This is a genomic window from Empedobacter sp. UBA5036, assembly GCF_002415215.1.
Lineage (GTDB): Bacteria > Bacteroidota > Bacteroidia > Flavobacteriales > Weeksellaceae > Empedobacter > Empedobacter falsenii_B.
In genome coordinates this window covers 14,570-34,726 of sequence record NZ_DICC01000056.1, presented here as the reverse complement: position 1 = coordinate 34,726, position 20,157 = coordinate 14,570, and the positions used below count along the sequence as shown (strand labels likewise).

16 protein-coding genes and 4 tRNA genes are annotated in these 20,157 nt (G+C 32.6%); 9 read left to right on the top strand and 11 right to left on the bottom strand.

The genetic code is table 11. The annotated features are described in order from the left end of the window. Window positions 1–36 precede the first annotated feature (36 nt). The 7 genes from B4J88_RS10455 to B4J88_RS10425 all read right to left on the bottom strand — a co-directional run bounded on the left by B4J88_RS10455 (window position 37) and on the right by B4J88_RS10425 (window position 5,127). Window positions 37–120 (bottom strand) — tRNA-Leu (locus tag B4J88_RS10455). 24 nt (window positions 121–144) lie between these two features. Further along, a tRNA-Gly gene (locus tag B4J88_RS10450) sits at window positions 145–217 on the bottom strand. 29 nt (window positions 218–246) lie between these two features. Continuing rightward, window positions 247–330: transfer RNA gene (locus tag B4J88_RS10445), tRNA-Leu, on the bottom strand. Between the two features lie 35 nt (window positions 331–365). Beyond that, window positions 366–438 (bottom strand) — tRNA-Gly (locus B4J88_RS10440). 88 nt (window positions 439–526) lie between these two features. After that, window positions 527–1,375: an acetyl-CoA carboxylase, carboxyltransferase subunit beta gene (gene accD, locus B4J88_RS10435; protein WP_115001651.1), complete on the bottom strand. Its 849-nt coding sequence runs from the start codon at window positions 1,373–1,375 to the stop codon at window positions 527–529. Window positions 1,376–1,418: 43 nt separating this feature from the next. Continuing rightward, window positions 1,419–2,486 (bottom strand): class II fructose-bisphosphate aldolase, encoded by a 1,068-nt coding sequence (gene fbaA / locus B4J88_RS10430; RefSeq protein ID WP_115001650.1) that lies wholly within the window; start codon window positions 2,484–2,486, stop codon window positions 1,419–1,421. A 37-nt stretch (window positions 2,487–2,523) separates the two neighbouring features. Continuing rightward, window positions 2,524–5,127 (bottom strand): BamA/TamA family outer membrane protein, encoded by a 2,604-nt coding sequence (locus B4J88_RS10425; RefSeq protein ID WP_291067588.1) that lies wholly within the window; start codon window positions 5,125–5,127, stop codon window positions 2,524–2,526. A gap of 4 nt (window positions 5,128–5,131) precedes the next feature. Between B4J88_RS10425 and B4J88_RS10420 the strand changes: the two genes are divergently transcribed. The 4 genes from B4J88_RS10420 (at window position 5,132) to B4J88_RS10405 (ending at window position 8,355) form a co-directional block, all read left to right on the top strand. After that, entirely contained in the window at window positions 5,132–5,875 is a 744-nt protein-coding gene (locus tag B4J88_RS10420; RefSeq protein WP_280045251.1) for a TrmH family RNA methyltransferase, read from the top strand. Window positions 5,876–5,963: 88 nt separating this feature from the next. Then, window positions 5,964–7,232 carry a serine hydrolase domain-containing protein gene (locus B4J88_RS10415; RefSeq protein WP_291067585.1) on the top strand — a complete coding sequence of 423 codons (1,269 nt, stop codon included), beginning with the start codon at window positions 5,964–5,966 and terminating at the stop codon, window positions 7,230–7,232. Between the two features lie 145 nt (window positions 7,233–7,377). Continuing rightward, window positions 7,378–7,761, top strand: coding sequence for an HU family DNA-binding protein (locus tag B4J88_RS10410; protein WP_280045253.1), 384 nt, complete (start codon window positions 7,378–7,380; stop codon window positions 7,759–7,761). A 180-nt stretch (window positions 7,762–7,941) separates the two neighbouring features. Further along, window positions 7,942–8,355: a GxxExxY protein gene (locus tag B4J88_RS10405; RefSeq protein WP_291067583.1), complete on the top strand. Its 414-nt coding sequence runs from the start codon at window positions 7,942–7,944 to the stop codon at window positions 8,353–8,355. Window positions 8,356–8,825: 470 nt separating this feature from the next. Here the strand turns inward: B4J88_RS10405 and B4J88_RS10400 are convergent, their stop codons facing one another. Then, window positions 8,826–9,938: an ABC transporter permease gene (locus tag B4J88_RS10400; protein ID WP_291067581.1), complete on the bottom strand. Its 1,113-nt coding sequence runs from the start codon at window positions 9,936–9,938 to the stop codon at window positions 8,826–8,828. Then, window positions 9,938–12,010, bottom strand: a complete 2,073-nt coding sequence (locus B4J88_RS10395; RefSeq protein WP_291067580.1) for a carboxy terminal-processing peptidase — start codon at window positions 12,008–12,010, stop codon at window positions 9,938–9,940. The genes B4J88_RS10400 and B4J88_RS10395 overlap by 1 nt, the downstream gene beginning before the upstream one ends. A 193-nt stretch (window positions 12,011–12,203) precedes the next feature. On the opposite strand from B4J88_RS10395, the gene surE reads away from it, so the two are divergent. Further along, window positions 12,204–12,971 (top strand): 5'/3'-nucleotidase SurE, encoded by a 768-nt coding sequence (gene surE, locus B4J88_RS10390; RefSeq protein ID WP_115001644.1) that lies wholly within the window; start codon window positions 12,204–12,206, stop codon window positions 12,969–12,971. A gap of 82 nt (window positions 12,972–13,053) precedes the next feature. Here surE and B4J88_RS10385 read toward each other — a convergent pair whose 3' ends face one another. Further along, window positions 13,054–14,250: a tetratricopeptide repeat protein gene (locus tag B4J88_RS10385; RefSeq protein WP_219033703.1), complete on the bottom strand. Its 1,197-nt coding sequence runs from the start codon at window positions 14,248–14,250 to the stop codon at window positions 13,054–13,056. A 3-nt stretch (window positions 14,251–14,253) separates the two neighbouring features. After that, window positions 14,254–16,827, bottom strand: a complete 2,574-nt coding sequence (gene gyrA, locus B4J88_RS10380; protein WP_219033702.1) for a DNA gyrase subunit A — start codon at window positions 16,825–16,827, stop codon at window positions 14,254–14,256. A 364-nt stretch (window positions 16,828–17,191) separates the two neighbouring features. Here gyrA and rpmH point away from each other — a divergent pair, with 364 nt between their 5' ends. The 4 genes from rpmH (at window position 17,192) to B4J88_RS10360 (ending at window position 20,145) form a co-directional block, all read left to right on the top strand. Beyond that, window positions 17,192–17,350 carry a 50S ribosomal protein L34 gene (gene rpmH, locus B4J88_RS10375; protein ID WP_019974979.1) on the top strand — a complete coding sequence of 53 codons (159 nt, stop codon included), beginning with the start codon at window positions 17,192–17,194 and terminating at the stop codon, window positions 17,348–17,350. Window positions 17,351–17,433: 83 nt separating this feature from the next. Then, entirely contained in the window at window positions 17,434–18,126 is a 693-nt protein-coding gene (locus B4J88_RS10370; RefSeq protein ID WP_038333079.1) for a cell division ATP-binding protein FtsE, read from the top strand. Between the two features lie 113 nt (window positions 18,127–18,239). Continuing rightward, on the top strand, window positions 18,240–19,322 hold the full coding sequence (locus B4J88_RS10365; protein ID WP_219033701.1) for a hypothetical protein: 1,083 nt from the start codon (window positions 18,240–18,242) through the stop codon (window positions 19,320–19,322). A gap of 10 nt (window positions 19,323–19,332) precedes the next feature. Further along, window positions 19,333–20,145: a 2OG-Fe(II) oxygenase gene (locus tag B4J88_RS10360; RefSeq protein WP_291067578.1), complete on the top strand. Its 813-nt coding sequence runs from the start codon at window positions 19,333–19,335 to the stop codon at window positions 20,143–20,145. The last annotated feature ends 12 nt before the right edge of the window (window positions 20,146–20,157 follow it).

Here is a 20,157-nt window from a genome sequence, read left to right as displayed (position 1 = left end):
AAAAAGCTCAAGAAAATAAATTCTTGAGCTTTGTTGTACCTCAGGCGGGACTTGAACCCGCACGTCCTAATGGACACAGGATTTTAAGTCCTGCGTGTCTACCAATTCCACCACCAAGGCATCCACTTCTAAGAAAGAAGTTAGAGCGGGAAACGGGACTCGAACCCGCAACATTCAGCTTGGAAGGCTGACGCTCTACCAATTGAGCTATTCCCGCGTGTAAATTGTAAAAATCAAATTAAAAAGTACCTCAGGCGGGACTTGAACCCGCACGTCCTAATGGACACAGGATTTTAAGTCCTGCGTGTCTACCAATTCCACCACCAAGGCAAAATTTGATTTTTATGAATTTTTATATTTCAAAGAGCGGGAAACGGGGCTCGAACCCGCGACCTCAACCTTGGCAAGGTTGCGCTCTACCAGCTGAGCTATTCTCGCGATTGGAGTGCAAATATATAAAATCAATTTCTAATAATCCAAATCAAATTTGAATAAAATTTTAAAAATATATTTGCACTTATTTTAATTAGTTGATAGGCATTAACATATCAGCTACTTCTTTTATTTTATCTTTCATCTTTTTACGATGAACGATCATATCAACGAAGCCTTTTTCTAATAAAAATTCAGAAGTTTGGAATCCTTCTGGTAAATCTCTACCAATAGTTTCTTTGATAACACGTGGTCCAGCGAATCCAATTAATGCTCCTGGCTCTGCCATGATAACGTCACCAATTGATCCGAAAGATGCTGTAATTCCTCCAAAAGATGGATTTGTTAAGATTGTAATATAAGGAATGTTGTTATCTGCTAATTGAATTAATTTAGCTTCTACTTTAGCTAATTGCATCAACGAAATTGCAGCTTCCATCATACGTGCACCACCAGATTGTGTAATAATTACGAATGGAGTTTTGTTTTTGATAGAATAATCAATTGCACGTGCAATTTTTTCTCCCATTACAGATCCTAAAGAACCTCCAATAAATTTGAAATCCATACAAGAAATTGTAATGTCACGTCCATGAATTTTTCCAGTCGCATTGCGAATAGAATCTGTCATTCCCGTTTTCTTTTTAATCTCTTTTAAACGATCTTTATAAGGTTTTGTATCTGTCCAATTTAATGGGTCTTTACTTTCTACTTTTGTATCTAATTCTGTGAATTTACTATCATCAAATAAGATATCGAAGTATTCTTGAGAACCAATTTGTACGTGATGATCATCCTCTGGACTTACATACGCATTTGCTTTTAGTTCTTCAGTTTCAATAATTTTTCCTGATGGTGTTTTGTACCATAAGCCTTTTTTAACGTCTTTTTTAGACTCTGTAGGCGTTGTAATATTTTTCTTGCTTCTAATAAACCAAGGCATATTCTCTGTTTTTATTTGGGTAAGAATAATCTTAGTGAAAAGATTATCCTAAAGTATTAACATTATTTAAATCGTGAAAAGCTTGAATTAATCTGTCTTTGAAAGTAACTTCTCCAGCTCTTAACCACACGCGTGGATCATAATATTTTTTGTTAGGAGATTCTGGACCTTCAGGATTTCCAATTTGTCCTTGTAAATAAGCTGCATTTTCGTCAAAATATTTACGAATTCCTTCCATAAATGCATATTGTAAATCTGTATCAATGTTCATTTTGATAACTCCGTAGCTAATTGCTTCTCTAATTTCTTCTAAAGTAGAACCAGAACCTCCGTGGAATACGAAGTTTACAGCGTTGTCTACACCATACTTTTCGTTGATGTATTTTTGAGAGTTATCTAAAATTTTTGGAGTCAAAACAACATTTCCTGGTTTGTAAACACCATGTACATTACCAAATGCTGCTGCAATCCAGAAATTATCAGAAATAGATTTTAAGTTTTCGTAAACGTAAGCAACTTCTTCTGGTTGAGTGTATAATAAAGAATTGTCAACATTAGAATTGTCAACACCATCTTCTTCTCCACCTGTAATACCTAATTCCATCTCCAAAGTCATTCCAACTTTAGACATTCTTTCTAAGTATCTTTTGCACGTTTCTACGTTTTCTTCTAAAGGCTCTTCAGATAAATCTAACATGTGAGAACTAAATAAAGTCTTTCCGAATTTATTAAAATGTTCTTCGTTAGCGTCCATAATTCCATCAATCCAAGGCAATAATTTTTTTGCACAGTGGTCTGTATGTAAAATTACAGTAGCTCCGTAAGATTCAGCTAAAGTGTGAATATGTTTTGCTCCCGCAATAGCACCTTTGATAGCAGAAAGTTGATTTTCTCCTTTTAATCCTTTTCCGGCATTAAAAGCAGCACCTCCGTTAGAAAATTGAATAATAACTGGAGAGTTTACTTCAACTGCAGCTTCCATTGCAGCGTTAATAGTATCTGAACCGATGACATTACACGCTGGTAAAGCGTATTGATTTGCTTTTGCATCATTGATAATGTCTTGAACTAATGAACCGGTAGCAACACCGGCAGGAAATTTTCTGCTCATTATGTTAGTATTTTGTGAAACAAATATAGATGTTTTTTTAGAAAGGATAATTAATTCCGAAGTGGATTCTTGGTTTAAGCAAATTAAAATTGTCAAATTGCCAGCGATCACCCAATTCGTAAGAAGGGTCATAAATTTTGTAACCTAAATCAAATCTTACAATTGCAAACGTACCAATGTGATAACGGAAACCTAATCCAGAACCAATTCCGAATTCTTTGTAAAAATCTTTGAACTTAAATAATGTTTCTGGACGATTTTTATTAACACCCCAAATATTACCAGCATCAAGAAAATATGCACCTTCCAAACTTCCAAAAAGATTGAAGCGATATTCAGCATTGAATAACAATTTCATGCTTTCAAATTCTAAACTTTGATTTTTAGAATCGATACGTGGTTTACTTCCAGGCCCCAATGTTAAAGGTGCCCAACCACGAACATCATTTGCTCCTCCAGCCGAATAACTTCTTACAAAGGGTGCAACATCTGAGTTTCCATATGGTTGAATGATTCCGAATAAGAAACGTCCTGCTACGCTAGAATTTGAATTTAATTTGAATTTTCGTCTAACATCCACATCAAATTTTACGAATTGTGAATAAGGAATTCCAAAGATCAAACCTGCTTGATTTCCATCTCGATCTGGTTCTGCTTTATTAAAACCAAAAGCCTTGTCTAAACCTCTTAATACATTTCCGGCTAATTCAATTCTTGCTTGAATAAACCAAGGATTACTTTTTGGTCGAAATGAATTTTCTTGATTAAATGTAAATTGATAGATAAAAGAGTTGATTAACACATTTTGAGAAATATTAGCTTTTCTATATAACATATTCTCAAAATCAACATACAACTTTGCATCTTCTCCTGTTAATGAACTTTGGAATCCTTTGTCAGCTTCGATTGCGTCTGTTAATTCATCATCCGTTACATAAATTGGTGCATTAGGATTGTATGCGTAATATAAATTTTTTACTTCGTTTTTTGTATTATTATCTTTTGTAAATACTTCATAATAGCGATCTTTTTTTCGATTACTAATAAATTCCGTATTAAATAAAGAGACTTTGTGTTGAAACTCCGAACTCGAAATATCCATATCAAAACCAAAACCATAAGTCGTTTTGTCTAAACCTACATTTTTCTGCGTACTTGCATTCATTCTAATAGCAGATTCAGCTGTAAAACGTTTTGGTAAAATATTATCAAGATTAATTGGTGTTAATAAATAAGGAAATTTCAACTTTGTTTCGATTGCGATTTCATATGCATTTAAGAATGCTTTATTCATTGAGAAATCTTTGTTGACAGAACCTAAAGTTCCTTTCAAAGTTGTTTCTAAATTTTCTCCTCCTCCAAATAAATTTCTCGAAGTTAAAGTCATCCCGGGAGAAATTGCAAAGTTCATGTAGCGAGAAGCATAACTTTCGACAAAGAGATTCAAGTCATATTTCTTTTTTGGTGTAAAGAAAACGTCTACATTTAGGATAGAATCTTGTTTATTAATTCTGAATCCATGTAAGTTAATGTTTTCTTTCTTGAAAATATTACGTTTTGTCTGAAGTTCTTGTCGTTGACGATATAGTTGACCAGGACGAATTACAAATGCATCTGTAAAATATTTTGGTCGATATTCTGGTTCTTTTGTATATAAAACGTTATAATCTTTATATTCTTCTTTGATTAATTTACTTTCATCATCAACAAAACTGCGAGAATCTGCATAAATATTTATCTTCCCAAAACGGTATTGCGTAAAAGGTGTAATACTATCCGTTTTCAAAGAATCTTGAATATATTTATCAATAAACATCGTTACATCAAGGCGTTTGTTACTTTTTAATGTATCCGCTTCAAAATATAAATCTTCGCCCGAATCATTAAAATCATAGTAACCTCTATTCTTTAACAAATCGATGATACGATCGCGTTCTTCCTCAAATTTGTCAAAATTATATTGATCTCCAGCATGCAAAACAGTTTGTTTTCCAATAGAAGAATTAAGATATTCTTCTATTTTTTGATCAGATATTTTTTGATCATATGTTTCGATATAAGAAGGTTCCCCTAACTTAATATCATAAATAGTTTCTGCTTTTTTCGCAACAGAATCTTTATTATAGGAAACAGCTACTTTCGAATCGAAATAACCTTTGTCATGAAATAATCTATTTAAGTTCTTTGCCGAAAATTCTGATTGTTGTTCATCCAACAAAACTGGAGCCTCACCTTGACTATAATAAAGACGTTCTTTCCATAAACTGTGCCCAACATATTCGCTAAGATTATTCTTCGTTAGTAAACTGTCCAATAATTTTTGGTTACGAACCGAAGCATCTTGTCGATAATATTCCTGAAAAGTTTCATCAAATTTTGCAGGAGACCAATTATAAACCCATTGCCAAAGAGGGAAAAAACCAAGGAACTTACCAGCTGGTTTTTGTTTCACATAATCACTTAAATCTTTGTTGATTATAGTTTTTTTCTTCTTAATATCGGGATCTTCTTTATCGTAGATAAATTTGTTCTTTACAAACAAATATTCTCCTTCAGGTACTTTTTTAGTTGTACTACAGCTATAAAAAAGTAAACCTAAACAAGAGATAAGTGTTATATTTGTTGTAATTTTTTTTTGCATAAATATGTTATCAAATAACGTTATTAAGATAATAACTTCTCTGGGTTCTAAAAAATATAGACAAAAATATAATTTGTTTGTCGTAGAAGGTGTTAAAAATATCGGGGAAGTTATAAAAAGTTCTATAAATATTAAAGAATTATTTATAATTGAAGACTTTTGGCCAGAAGCTACACACATCAAAAAGACTTTTATTGAAGAAAAAGATTTGAAAAAGATCAGTTTCTTAACTACTCCGAATGTAGGTTTAGCACTTTGTGAATTACCTAATTATGATGAAGATATCAAGTTAAATGGTTTAAGTATTGCTTTGGATGATATTCGAGATCCAGGTAATTTAGGAACAATTATTCGCTTGGCTGATTGGTTTGGTGTAGAGGATATTTTGTGTACCAAAGAATCTGTGGATATGTACAACCCGAAAGTTGTGATGTCGACAATGGGATCTTTTACACGAGTGAAGGTTCATTACATCGATTTGGAGAAATACTTATCTGACTATAAAGGAAATATTTTCGGAACTTTTATGGAAGGAGAATCTATTTATGAACAAACACTTCCACAAGAAGGTATCTTGGTGATGGGGAACGAAGCGAATGGAATTTCTCCAGAAATCGAGAAGTTAACGACAAATAAACTAAGTATTCCGTTCTTTGGGAAAAATGGTTCTACCGAAAGTCTCAACGTAGCTGTTGCAACAAGTGTCATCTTAGGCGAGTTTAAGTCTCAACTTTCGCACAAATCATAAAAAAAACTTAATGTTTCTAAACGGGTAACTATTCCACAAATAAATATATACTTTAGTAGAAACAAACAATAAGATTAAGAAAAAACACATGAAATATGTAGCGGTTGTTCTTGCTTCTGCAATGCTGTTTATGGGAAGCTGTAGCAAGAAAAACGAACAAAAAGAAGAAGTTAGAAAGAAGGATCCTCATACTTTGCGCTATGATTCGTTGGATTGGAAAGCAGATTTCAAGCCAATGAAGTACACACAAGCAGAACTTAATGATTACAGAAATAAACTAAACACCTATTATAAAGACTTTTGGGTTGACGGGAAAGTGAGCGGAGGTTTGTTGGTTGTGAAGAATGGGCAAGTACTTTTAGAGCAATATCAAGGGATGGCAGACGAAAGACATAAGCGTCCAATCACTGCAGAAACACCTATTCACATCGCATCTATCTCGAAAGTTTTTACCTCAATGGCGGTTCTTAAGCTTGTAGAAAAAGGTAAAATCAAATTAGATCAAAAAGTAAATACAATATTAGAAGGTTTTCCTTACGATGATATCACGGTTCGTAATTTGCTAAATCACCGCAGTGGTTTGCCAAATTATGCCAACGTTTTGTGGAATAACAAGAAGGTAATGATGGATCGCGAGAAACCAATTTCTAATCAAGATGTGTTAGATATCTTTAGAGAATTTGACGTTAAACAAATTCGTCCCGCAGACAAAGGGTTTTATTACTCGAATACTAACTTTGCTTTTCTTGCTCTTGTCATTGAAAAGATTATGAAAATGCCTTATCCGAAAGCAATGAAATACATGGTTTTTGACCCTCTTGAGATGAATAACACCTTTGTTTTTGAGTATGATCGCGATAAAGATACAGTAGCTCGTTCTTACAAATACAATGGTTACGAGTGGGCTTGGGATGATTTTGACCGCACGTATGGAGACAAAAATATCTACTCAACGCCAAGAGATCTGTATAAGTTAGATGTTGCCATGTATTCAGACGATTTCTTACCGAAGAAGATCAAGAAAGAAGCTTTCAAAGGATATAGTTACGAGCAGAAAGGTTTCAAAAATTATGGGCTTGGAATGCGCTTGTTAGAATATGACAATGGTAAAAAATTATTGTATCACAATGGTTGGTGGCACGGGAATAACACAGTTTTTGTACACGATGTTAACAATCAATTTACGGTAATTGCATTAGGAAACAAGCAGAATAAGAATATATATAGTGCATTTAAATTGGCTGGACTTACAGGAACTTATCCGCTAAAAGCACCAAATAAAGATTCGATGAGATTGCATCAAAAACCAATTGTACCAAAAACAACAGCAAAACTTTCGACCAAAGTTTCAAGATAATAGCAAGGCTTTCTTATATAAGAAAGCCTTTTTTATTTTTATGATATAATGTATTTTATTGATAATCAATAGTTTTATTTTGTTAATTAAATATAAAGTATTAACTTAGAGATAATTAACTATTAATATGTAAATACTTTTAATTATGGCTGTAAAATACAACGTTATTCAGAAGGCTTACCCAGGAGATCCTATGGCGCCTAAAAAGTTCTACGCAAATTCTATTGCAGATGGTGAAGTATCACTTCGAAATTTGAGTAAAGAAATTGCGCAAACCTCATCTATTAGTGAGAGTGATGTATATGCAACATTGATTGATTTGGCTAAAATGTTATCGAAACATTTGTCTGATGGAAAGATTGTTCGCTTAGGAGATTTTGGTTCTTTTCAAATAAGTATAAGTAGCGAAGGAATGGATGCAATGAACAAAGTAAATTCTTCTTCTATAAAAAGTGCTAAAATACTTTTTAGACCTGGTCTAGATTTACGAGATACTTTAGCTACTTTAAAGTATGAGAAAAAGAAATAGTTGAGATAATTTTTCTAACTTCTAATTGAAGTAAATAAAAAACGTCAAGTGGTTTTCATTAAAATCACTTGACGTTTTGTTTAAAACCTCCTTAGGTTTTATATAAAAGATAAGGAGGTTTTATAAAAAGTTTATTTATATCTCAATTGAATAATCATTAACAACATAGAAACATAGACTATGAAAACTAAAAAATATTTAGATGAATTAACTTATGAAATAATAGGTTCTGCTATAGAAGTTCATAAAATAATGGGTAGAGGATTATTAGAAAGTGTTTATCATCAATGCTTAAAAGAAGAGTTAAATCATAGGAAAATAAATTTTCTCACAGTAATGAAGATTCCAGTTGTCTATAAAGAAAAACTACTTGATCTTGATTTTCGTTGTGACCTCTATGTAGAAAATAGTATAGTTGTTGAGTTAAAAGCTGTGCAAGATATTGTTCCTGCTTATGAAGCTCAATTATTAACTTATATGAAACTACTGAAATGTCCAAAAGGAATATTAATCAACTTTAATTGTTTTAACATATTTAATGAAGGACAAAAAACGTATGTTAATGAGTTTTTTACTCATCTTCCAAATTATTAAACCGATGTATTTATATTGTAAAAACAGATAGGTTTTAAATTTTGTTTTGGTAAAATATTAACCACATAGAAACATAGAAATTGATTAATTGTGATTTATTTATAAACTTTCAGTTATTAACTTAAGTAAAGTTACTGTGAAAACTATAAGTCCATTCTAATATTTCTAAGAATTAAACCTATGTATCTATGTAGATAAAAAAGAAATATTTTAAATTTTCTTTTGGTAAAATCTTAACTACATAGAAACATAGAAATTGATTAATTGTGATTTGTTTATATACTTTCAGTTGTTAACTTAAGTATAGTTATTGTGAAAACTAAAAGTCTATTCAAATCTTTATCAATATTTAACCTATGTCTCTATGTGGTTAAAAGAGATAAAATATTAATCACATAGAGACATAGATAAAGATATAACTTGTGTTTTAAATTATTAAAAAAAAGAAAATATAAAACTTTATAAGTTTCTTACTGCTTAATATCCATAATATCTCGCAATACATTCCCAAAGATATTAAACCCAAGAACCAATAACATAATAGCTAATCCCGGTAGAATTGCCAAATGTTGTTTCCCTAAAATAATATGATTATAATGTTCTTTGATGATGTTTCCCCAAGACGGAGTAGGAGGTTGTGCACCAATTCCAAGGAAACTAAGACCACTTTCTACTAAAATTGCCGAAGCAAAATTGGCAGCAGATATAACGATAATAGGAGCAATGACATTAGGTAATATTTGGTTGAAGATAATTCTTGTGTCCGAAAATCCTAAAGCTTTTGCTGCTTCTACGAATTCTTTTTCTCTGTACGATAGGAATTGTCCACGAACTACACGTGCAACTTCTACCCACATCGTTAGTCCAACTGCGATAAATATCTGCCAAAAACCTTTTCCGATAGCTAAGGTAATTGCAATAACCAATAGTAATGTTGGGATAGACCACACAACGTTTATCAACCACATTATTATGTTATCTGTTCGTCCCTTGTAATAGCCTGCAAGAGCGCCCAAGGAGATTCCGACAATTAAAGAAATGAAAACAGCGATAAATCCGATAAGAAAAGAAATTCTTGTCCCGATAATTAACCTTGAATAAAAGTCTCTTCCGTAAGAATCTGTTCCAAGTAAATAGGTTTTTGTGTAGATAAAATCTTTCTCTATATCTTGATTTTTGATGTTATGCTTTGTCCAAGTTGACAAATCTATCTTTACTGCTTCACCACTTAGTCCGTTCCCTATATATGGAACATAAGTAATGCTTTGTCCATCTCTTTTGTAAGATGTAATACTTATTTGTTCGGTATCGATCTCTTTCCCGAATATAAAATCAGAAAACTTCGTTTTTCCTGAATAATTAGGTAAGGGGATTTCGATTGTTTTTTGCTGATAACCTATAGGTGAATATGCAATGGTTAGGTCCTGTCTGTTTGCATTTTCCGTTTTGTCGGACGCAAAGACATAAGCAAAAATAGAAATGATTGCAGCTAATACTATTACACTAAAAGAAAGAACACCAAGGGTGTTCTTTCTTAATTTATTGAATATGATTTGAGAAAATGAACCGTTTTCTTGTTCCATTATTTAATGTCTCTTAAAACGTTAACAGCTTCGTTTAAATAAAAGTCTTTTTGCATTCCTTTGAACCAATTGTTACGTTTAGCTTTTAGCACAGTATCTGTTTTTGTAGTTGCCAAATCGTTTTGATTCATTGTAAATTTGAAATTGTTTTTATACTTGTCTAAAGCTTCAAATTTCTTGATTTTATCTTCGCGAGTTTTACGGTACGTTTTGTAATCTTCTAAGTTCAAAGGAATCTCTTTTACATCTTCCATTGATTTAATGAACTTGAAACTTTCGTTCATTAATGCTAAGTGTGCATTGTTTGCCAAACGAGTTTTACTGTTCGCTTTAATCTTCGCTAAATCGAAAGCAGAAGGCCATTTTGCAATAACCAATGGTTTGATTTGATCCCAGTTCAAGGCTTCTGGACGAGAAGCTTCGCTGATATCTTCGTAAGTGAATTGATCAACTAATGCAATGTCCGACTGAACTCCTTTCAATTGTGTAGAGCCTCCGTTTACTCGGTAGAATTTTTGTATTGTTAACTTAATCGCACCTAACTCATCACTTCCCGACTGACGATCTAAAGGCAAGATTGTTTGTACAGTACCTTTACCAAAGGTTTGCGGTGAACCCACGATAACAGCGCGACCATAGTCTTGCATTGCTGCAGCAAAAATCTCTGACGCAGATGCAGAAAGCTCGTTAACCATTACTACTAAAGGCCCGTCGTATGCGATAGAATTATCTTTGTCTTCGTGAATTTTAAGCATTCCGTCCGAACGTCTCACCTGAACAATTGGTCCTTGATTGATAAACAATCCAGAGATTTTAACTACCTCTTCAAGAGAACCTCCACCATTATTTCTAACATCGAAAACAAGACCTTTGATGTTTTCTTTTTTCAAGATTTCAATTTCTTTCTTGATATCATCCGAAGGGTAACGTCCGCCTTCTTTTCCCATCGGCGTGTAGAACTCAGGTAAATAGATGATTCCGTATTTATCTCCTTTCTCGTCCGTAATAACAGATGAGCGAGCAAACACTTCCTCCGATTCAATTACCTCACGAATCAAAGAGATTGTTTGTTGAGAACCGTCTTTTTTCTGAATAGTCAAGACAACTTCTGTTCCTTTCTTTCCTTTAATTAAGCGAATAGCATCGCTCAAAATCATCCCAACGATGTTTTTTGCTTCACCATTTTTCCCTTGTGCAACTTTAATGATCTTGTCGCCAACTTCTAATTTATTGCTCTTCCAAGCTGGTCCGCCAACAATTAATTCAGCAATTGTAGCGTAACCTCTTTTGTCTTGTATTTTGGCTCCAATTCCTTCCATTTGTCCAGACATTTCGAACTCGAAATCCTCTTTACTTGTTGGAGAGAAGTATGTTGTGTGCGGATCGTATTGTTCTGTGAACGAGTTCATGTAAATAGAAAAATAGTTCTCGCGTTTTGTCTGTTTTATACGACGGAAATAGTCAGAAATTAAATCTTTAACTTCTTCACGCGCTATTTTTTCTACTTCTGCAAAAGGAGTATCTTTTGTTATTTTCTTTTTCTCATCTGCCAAAGGATCTTTTACAGGTTTTATAGAAGAAGAGTTGTCTAAAGTATCTTTCTTTTGACCTTTTAATTCGTCTTGCATTGAAATGATTTCTAACATCACGTTATATTTCAAATATTTGCGCCACAAATCTTTTGCTTCGTTCTTATCTTTCGCGAATTTTGATGTTTTATAATCGATGTTGAAATTCTCTTTTTGATTAAAATCAAAAGGTTTTGACAAGGCATCCATCGAGTATTTTTCAGCTTCAGCAATACGTTTGTAGATTGTATCAACAGTTGAATTGTAGAAACCTAAGTTTTCTGATTTGTAATAATCATCTAAATTGAGATAATCTTTTTTGAATAGATCATAATCAGATTGCAATAAAAAACGTTTGCTTGGATCAATGTATTCTAAATATTTATTGAAAACATTTTCCGAAAATTTATCATCTACAGTAGCAGGTTTGTAATGTAGGTAAGTTAGGGTGTTTCGTGTATTTTTTACGATTAACTTTTCTCTTTCTTCATCTGTGTCTAACATGGGTTTGCAAAAGCAAAAAGCAAGCAAACTCATTGATAAAAACGATAGTAATACATACGTTTTTTTAATTAACATATTGCGTTGGTATTATATAAATTAATAATTTAAGACTCCTTCAAATATAAAACAAAAAAGAAATTAGAAGGAAGTTTTTTACATTTGTAAAAATGATGAATAAAAGTAAGAATAAAATATGGAAAGACCGCTAATTTTAGTTACAAATGATGATGGAGTAACTGCGCCTGGAATAAGAGCGTTGATAGAGATTGCAAAAGGATTTGGAGAAGTTTATGTTGTTGCGCCAGATAGTCCGCAAAGTGGAATGGGGCATGCGGTGACAATAAATTCGACATTGTTTTGTGATGAAATAGAAGTTGATGAAGATGTAAAAGAGTATGCGTGTTCTGGAACGCCAGTGGATTGTGTAAAATTGGCTGTTTCACAAATTTTACCTCGTAAACCAGATTTGTGTATTTCGGGAATTAATCACGGATCGAATTCGTCGGTGAATGTGATTTATTCGGGAACAATGTCTGCAGCTGTAGAAGCTGGTATAGAAGGGATTCCTGCGATAGGTTTTTCGTTGTGTGATTTTGCTTACAATGCAGATTTTAAAGCTGGAGAAGAATTTATTAAAACAATTATTGATCAAGTTTTAAAACATAAATTACCAAAAGGTGTAGTGTTGAACGTTAATATTCCGAAGTTGAAAGGACATGAAATAAAAGGAATTAAAGTTTGTCGCCAAGCTGATGCAAAATGGGAAGAAAAATTTGATAAACGTGAAGATCCTCGTGGAAGAACGTATTATTGGATGAGTGGAGAGTTTAAAAATCTTGACAAAGGTGAAGATACAGACGAACGTGCTTTAGAGGAAGGTTATGTTTCTGTTGTGCCAGTTCGTTATGATTTGACAGCCCATCATTTTTTACCAGATTTAAGAAATTGGGATTTGTTTTAAGTTTTACTTAAGCTACATTCAGAATGATAAAGCACAAAAAAGGACTTCAATTGAAGTCCTTTTTTGTGTTATATTGAAATAATTATTTTACTAATTTTTTCTCAGCGTCACGATAGAAATTTTCTTTTTGATCGTTTCCTAAAGTTTTGTAAGCTTGAATTAAGTTACGAATAACTTGACGATTTTCTGGTTGAATTTCGTACATTTTTTCAAGATAAGGAGCTGCTTCTGTAAACAAAGCTTTGCGTTTTACTTCGTTTGCATTATAAATTTCTTTCTCTTTTTTAGATGTTCCTAAATTGTTGTTCATTGTTTCAACAATTTCTTTGTCTGGTTGCAAAATAGCTAAAACTAAATTGTTGTAAGACTCGAAATGTTTAGGATTTAATTCAATCGCTTTTTTGAACAAGTTTTTAGATTCTTCTGCTTTAGAAGCGTCATCTAAATATAAAACTCCTAAGTTGTAATAATTTTGTGCATCGTTTGGATTAATTTTAATCGCTTCTTCGATACGTTTTGTCATTTTATCAGCATTTCCAGAAACTTGGTAAATTCCAGTTGCGATATTGTTGATGTCAGCATCTTTTGGATATTTTGTAGTTGCTTCTTCTACGATTGCATCATATTTTTTTGCATTATACAATCCATTAAGAGCTAAAACATACATATCACGGTTGTAATCTTTTGTTTGATTAGCTGATTTCCCAGTGAATCCTTTTGCTGCTAATTCTTTCAAAATCGTTAAAGATTTGTCATAATCAGCTGCGTTGTAAAAACAGATTGCTGCTTGATATTTGTAGATATCTTCTTTTGTACCTAAAGCTTCAACTAAGTTGAAAACATTTAAGAATTTTGTTCCAGCTTCTGTATATTGTTTAGCGTCCATTGCTTTGTTTGCTGCGTCTAATTCTTTGTTTGCTAAATTAGAAACTTCAGATTGCAACAAGAAACCATATTTTGGTTGTAAAGCAACTTCTTTTGCTTTTGCGTAATTACCACCAGCTGTAGCTTTATCTAAATCAGCTTGAGAATAGTAAAATTCGTCTTTTTTAGAGTCTTTATTTTTGACTTGCCAAACTTTACCGTTTTCGTATTTAGATAATTTTGCTAAATCTTGACTTGCTTTTGTAACGTCACCTTTTGCTAAGTTTTCTTTTGCTGATTTATTATATTTTTCAGCTAAAACTGTAGGTTCTGTCGTTAATTCTTCTGTGTTAGTTTGAGCGAATGATGTCGACATTGCTAAAACTAATCCTAAACTAAATAATAATTTTTTCATTGATTATTCATTATTTGGATCCTCAGCAGGCGTTTCTTCTGCTTGAGTTTCGTTGTTTTCGTTTGTGTTTTCTACAACAATTGGATTTCCTTCTTCATCAAGTTCTACTTCGTTTTCCAATTCTTCTTCAACTTGTACTTTTGCAATTGCTGCAATTTCGTCGTTCTTTTTCAAGTTAATCAATCGAACACCTTGTGTTGCACGACCCATTACACGAATTTCATCTAAACCAGTTCTAATAGCAACTCCAGATTTATTAATGATCATTAAATCATCTTCGTCTGTAACAGCCTCAATCGCGATTAATTTTCCTGTTTTATCAGTAATATTAAGTGTTGTTACACCTTTACCTCCACGATTTGTTTCACGATAATCTTCGATAGAAGAACGTTTTCCGTAACCTTGTTCAGAAACAACTAATACAGTTTCTTTTTCTACATCAGTCACAACAATCATCCCGATAACCTCATTATCTGGTTGATCTCCTAAGTTGATTCCGCGAACACCAGAAGCAGTACGACCCATTGGACGAACTTTCTCATCTTCGAAACGGATAGCTTTACCATATTTAGAAGCGATCATAATTTGAGATTTACCATCTGTTAATAAAGCTTCTAATAATGTGTCACCTTCGCGAACAGTAATTGCGTTGATACCATTAACACGTGGACGAGAATAAGCTTCTAAAGATGTTTTCTTGATGATACCATTTTTAGTTACCATGATTACGTAATTATTATTTACGTATTCTTCGTTCATTAAATCATGTGTAAGGATATATGCTTTTACTTTATCATCTGGCTCGATGTTAATCAAATTCTGAATTGCACGACCTTTAGATGTTTTAGAACCTTCTGGAATTTCGTACACACGCATCCAATAACATTTTCCTTTTTCTGTAAAGAATAACATGTATTGGTGGTTAGATGCCGAAACCATATACTCTAAGAAATCTTCGTCACGTGTTGTAGCGGCTCTATTACCAACTCCTCCACGAGATTGTTTGCGGTATTCAGAAAGTGGTGTACGTTTGATGTAACCCATGTGAGAAATCGTTAAAACAACTTGCTCATCAGGAATTAAATCTTCGATATTTAAGTCTCCACCTGCGTAATCGATATCTGTACGACGTTCGTCACCATATTTTTTACGAATTTCTAATAACTCATCTTTGATAATTTGCATACGTAAATCTTCGTTTGCTAAAATATCTTTCAAATGGTTAATCATTTTCATGATTTCTTCGTACTCTTCACGAATTTTATCAATCTCAAGACCAGTCAATGTACGTAAACGTAAATCTAAGATTGCACGTGCTTGAATTTCTGATAACTCGAAAGCTTCCATTAATCCTGTGCGCGCTTCGTCTGGTGTTGCAGATTCGCGAATGATTTTAATTGCACGATCAAGATCATCTTGTGTTCCGATTACTTTCATGTAACCTTCTAAGATATGAGCTCTTTCTTGCGCTTTTCTCAATTCGTATTCCGTACGACGAACAATCACTTCGTGACGATGTTCTACGAAATGATAAATCATGTCTTTCAAATTCAATTGCTCTGGTCTACCTTTTACCAACGCAATGTTATTTACACTGAAAGATGATTGTAATTGAGTAAATTTATATAGTTTATTTAAAACGACGTTAGGAACCGCATCCATTTTAAGGACATAAACGATACGCATACCTTTACGGTCAGATTCGTCACGAATCTCAGAAATACCATCTAATTTACCATCTTTTACCAACTCAGCAGTTTTTGCAATCATATCTGCCTTGTTAACTTGGTAAGGAATTTCTGTAGCGATAATACAATCGCGACCATGTACTTCTTCGAAATTAGTTTTTGCACGTAAAACAACACGTCCACGTCCAGTTTCGAAAGCTTGTTTTACACCATCATAGCCATAGATAGTACCTCCTGTTGGGAAGTCTGGCGCTTTGATGTATTGTGTTAATTCGTCAATTGTAATCTCACGATTGTCGATGTATGCAATTGTTCCGTCAATAACTTCTGTTAAGTTATGTGGCGCCATATTTGTTGCCATACCAACCGCAATACCAGATGCACCATTTACTAATAAGTTTGGAACACGAGTAGGTAATACAGTAGGTTCTTGGATAGTATCGTCAAAGTTTAGTTGAAAGTCAACTGTCTCTTTATCTAAATCAGCTAATAATTCGTCTGAAATTTTTTGAAGTCTTGCTTCAGTATAACGCATTGCAGCAGGTGGATCACCATCTACAGAACCGTAGTTACCTTGTCCGTCAACTAATAAGTAACGCAAAGACCAAGGTTGCGCCATACGTACCATTGTGTCGTAAACAGAACTGTCGCCGTGTGGGTGAAATTTACCTAAAACTTCCCCTACAATACGTGCCGACTTTTTGTAAGAACGATTAGAAAAAACACCTAATTCATACATTCCGAATAATACTCTACGGTGTACAGGTTTTAAGCCATCACGCACATCCGGAAGCGCACGAGATACGATTACCGACATCGAATAATCGATGTAAGCGGATTTCATTTCATCCTCAATGTTAATTGGGATTAGTCTTTCTCCTTCAGTCATATTGTTTTGTTATATAAGGTGGCTAATATACGAATTTTAAGCTAAAAAAAGATTGATAAAAACAAGATATTTGATGTTTTATGAAAGTTTTAAGGAAACTTTTCTAATCCTTCTAAAAATAGCTTTGTTTTATCCTCGTAAATGATATTGTTGATAAGTTTTAATTGTTATTGTTTTAATTTTCTCTTGCTTAACAAAAAAATGTTTTTATATTTGCACTTCGAAAATTACAAAGTGTAGAACGGAACGCGGTTTACTATTAATTCAGCTTTTTTGTAATTTTCTATCAATTTGATTTTTGAATTAATAATAATAACTGTATATTTGCAACCCATTCGAGTAATGGATTAGAAACTTAGTAAAGATGAGTAAGAGAACATTTCAACCAAGTAACAGAAAAAAAAGAAACAAACACGGATTCCGTGAGCGTATGGCTTCTAAAAACGGGCGCAAAGTATTAGCTGCTCGTAGAAAGAAAGGAAGAAAAGCATTAACTGTTAGTGAAGTAAGAGCTAAAAGATAATCGCTACAATTCATAAAAAATAAGCTTGAAGGTCGTTCTTTCAAGCTTTTTTTTTACATTTGTTTTAAAGACTGTAGAAAAGTATGGAAGCTAAAAATGTAATTGAGTTAAGTCAATCATCTATATATCAAAGAAATCATTTAGTATTATCTGACGTTAATTTTACACTTAATGAAGGAGAATTTGTCTACCTTATTGGAAAAACAGGAAGTGGAAAAAGTAGTTTGTTGAAAGTGCTTTATGGTGATTTGCCGCTTCAATCGGGACAAGGTTCTGTGGTTGGAATGGATTTGAAATCATTGAAAACAAGTAAGATTCCTGATCTTAGAAGACATTTAGGAATTGTTTTCCAAGATTTCCAATTGTTAACAGATCGTACAGTTGAGCAAAATTTGACGTTCGTTTTGAAAGCAACAGGTTGGAAAGATAAGGCTACAATCGATAAACGTATTGATGAGGTTTTAGATTCGGTAGGGATGTTGTCAAAAAAGAAAATGATGCCTTTCCGTCTTTCTGGAGGAGAACAACAGCGTGTTTCTATAGCTCGTGCTTTATTAAATCATCCTGAATTAATTTTAGCAGATGAGCCTACAGGAAACCTAGATCCAGAAACGTCAAATGATATTATGGATTTATTGTTGTCGGTATCGAAAGAAAATAATTGTGCAGTTTTGATGGCTACACACGATTATGAAATTATTCGTCGCTATCCTGCGCGTAAAGTGCGTTGTGAAGACGGAAGATTATTTGAAGTTGCGGAAGCGATATCAGAATAAGATAAATTACACAATATAATTTTAAAGAAAGAGTTTACTTAGTTGTAGACTCTTTTTTTTGTTAAATAATTAACTAACTAATGTATCAAGGTAATAAACTTCATTTTATAAGTATGGATGTTCCATTTCCTCCCAATTATGGAGGTGTTATAGATGTTTTTTATAAATTGAAAGCATTTCATCAACTTGGGATTGAGATTCATTTACATCTGTTTGGGTTTAATGAAATAGAAAGCGATGTTTTAAGAAAATATGCTAAAGAAGTTTATTTTTATCCAATACATCAAAAGCCTAATTATATTTTTAAGAAATATCCTATTTCAGTAAGATCGAGGGATAGTCAATTATTGTATGAACGAATTAAATCGTTGAAAGCTCCTATTTTTTTTGAAAGTCTAAAAACAACATTTATTTTGAATAAATATACTCTTGAAGGTTATTCTAAATATTTGAGACTACATAATATTGAGCAAAATTATTTTTCCGGATTGGCTGAAAGCGAAAAGAATCTAGCGAAAAAAGCATTGTTTTATATTGAGGCAAAAAAATATATCCAATACGAAAATATTATCCACCAGTTTGATGAAGTTTTTACACTTTCTAAATTTGAACAAAATTATATTCAAGAAAAATATAATAAAGGAAAATTTGTACCTGTTTTTCATGGAAATGAAACTTTTCAATCATTAAGTGAAAAAGGAGAATTTGCTTTGTATCACGGAGATTTGAGAGCTTCGGACAATTGTAAAGTAGTCGATTTCTTGATAGAAGTTTTTAAAGAAATTGATTATCCTTTCGTTATTGCTTCAGGTTCTAGAGAGGATTGGGTAAAAGCAAAAATTAAAAATCATCCACATATACAATTTGTTAAATTGAAAGATTTTAATCATTTGAAAAAACTTTTCGCAAAAGCTCATCTTAATATTGCGTGGTCTTTTCAGGAATCTGGGACAAAGCTAAAAGTAATAAATGCATTATTCAATAGTCGTTTTTCGATAATTAATGAAAATGTAATAGATGATGAGAAAATTAGTGGACTTTGTGTTCAAGTTTTGAATAAATTAGAGTTGATAAAAGCTATTAATCATTTAAAAAATAAACCTTTTTTAGGGTCAGAAGAATATATTGATACGCTTGAATATGATTTGAATGATAAATTGAATGCCAAAATTATTTTGAAACAAATTTTTAATTAACTTTATGATTATGAACAGAAATCAATTTGCAGATATAATTTTACAACGATTAATTGATCAAAAGGAAGAAATAAGTCAACAATATAATAGTAGCAAAGATAAGATCGGTTATTTTTGGGTTGATGATCTATTACCAGAAGAATTAGTTTTGGAGATAAATCAAGTTTTTCCACAAGAAAAAGAAATGGTGTTGAAAAAAAGTTTGAAAGAAGATAAATATATTGCTGTTCAAATGGATCAATATCTTCCTATTTTAGAAGAAATTATTTACGCTTTTCAAGATGAAAGAATCGTAAATTTGATTGCTGAGATTTGCGAAATAAAACAACCTATTCCAGATTCATCTTTGTATGCTGGAGGTTTGTCTATGATGGGAAATCGTCAATTTTTGCAGCCTCATTTGGATAATTCTCACGATGCGAAAAGAGAATTGTGGCGTGTGTTGAATTTATTGTATTATGTAACGCCAGACTGGAAAGAAGAATATGGTGGTAATTTAGAAATTTGGCCAAATGGATTGAAAAATGATCAAATTACGATTTTTAGTAAATTCAATCGATTAGCGGTAATGGCAACGCATAATGATTCTTTGCATTCGGTTTCTCCAATAAAGTTTGAAGGTTTTAGAAAATGTGTTTCAAATTATTATTTTTCTAAAGAACCTTTAAGAGAAACAGATTCTTTTCATGTGACTTCGTTTAGAGGTCGTCCAGAGCAAAAGGTTTTGGATCAAGTTTTGCAAGTTGATAATGCACTAAGAATGGGCGTTAGAAAAGTATTTAAAAAAGGAGTAGTGGAAAATCCGCATATTTATAAAAAATAAAAAAGTAGATTA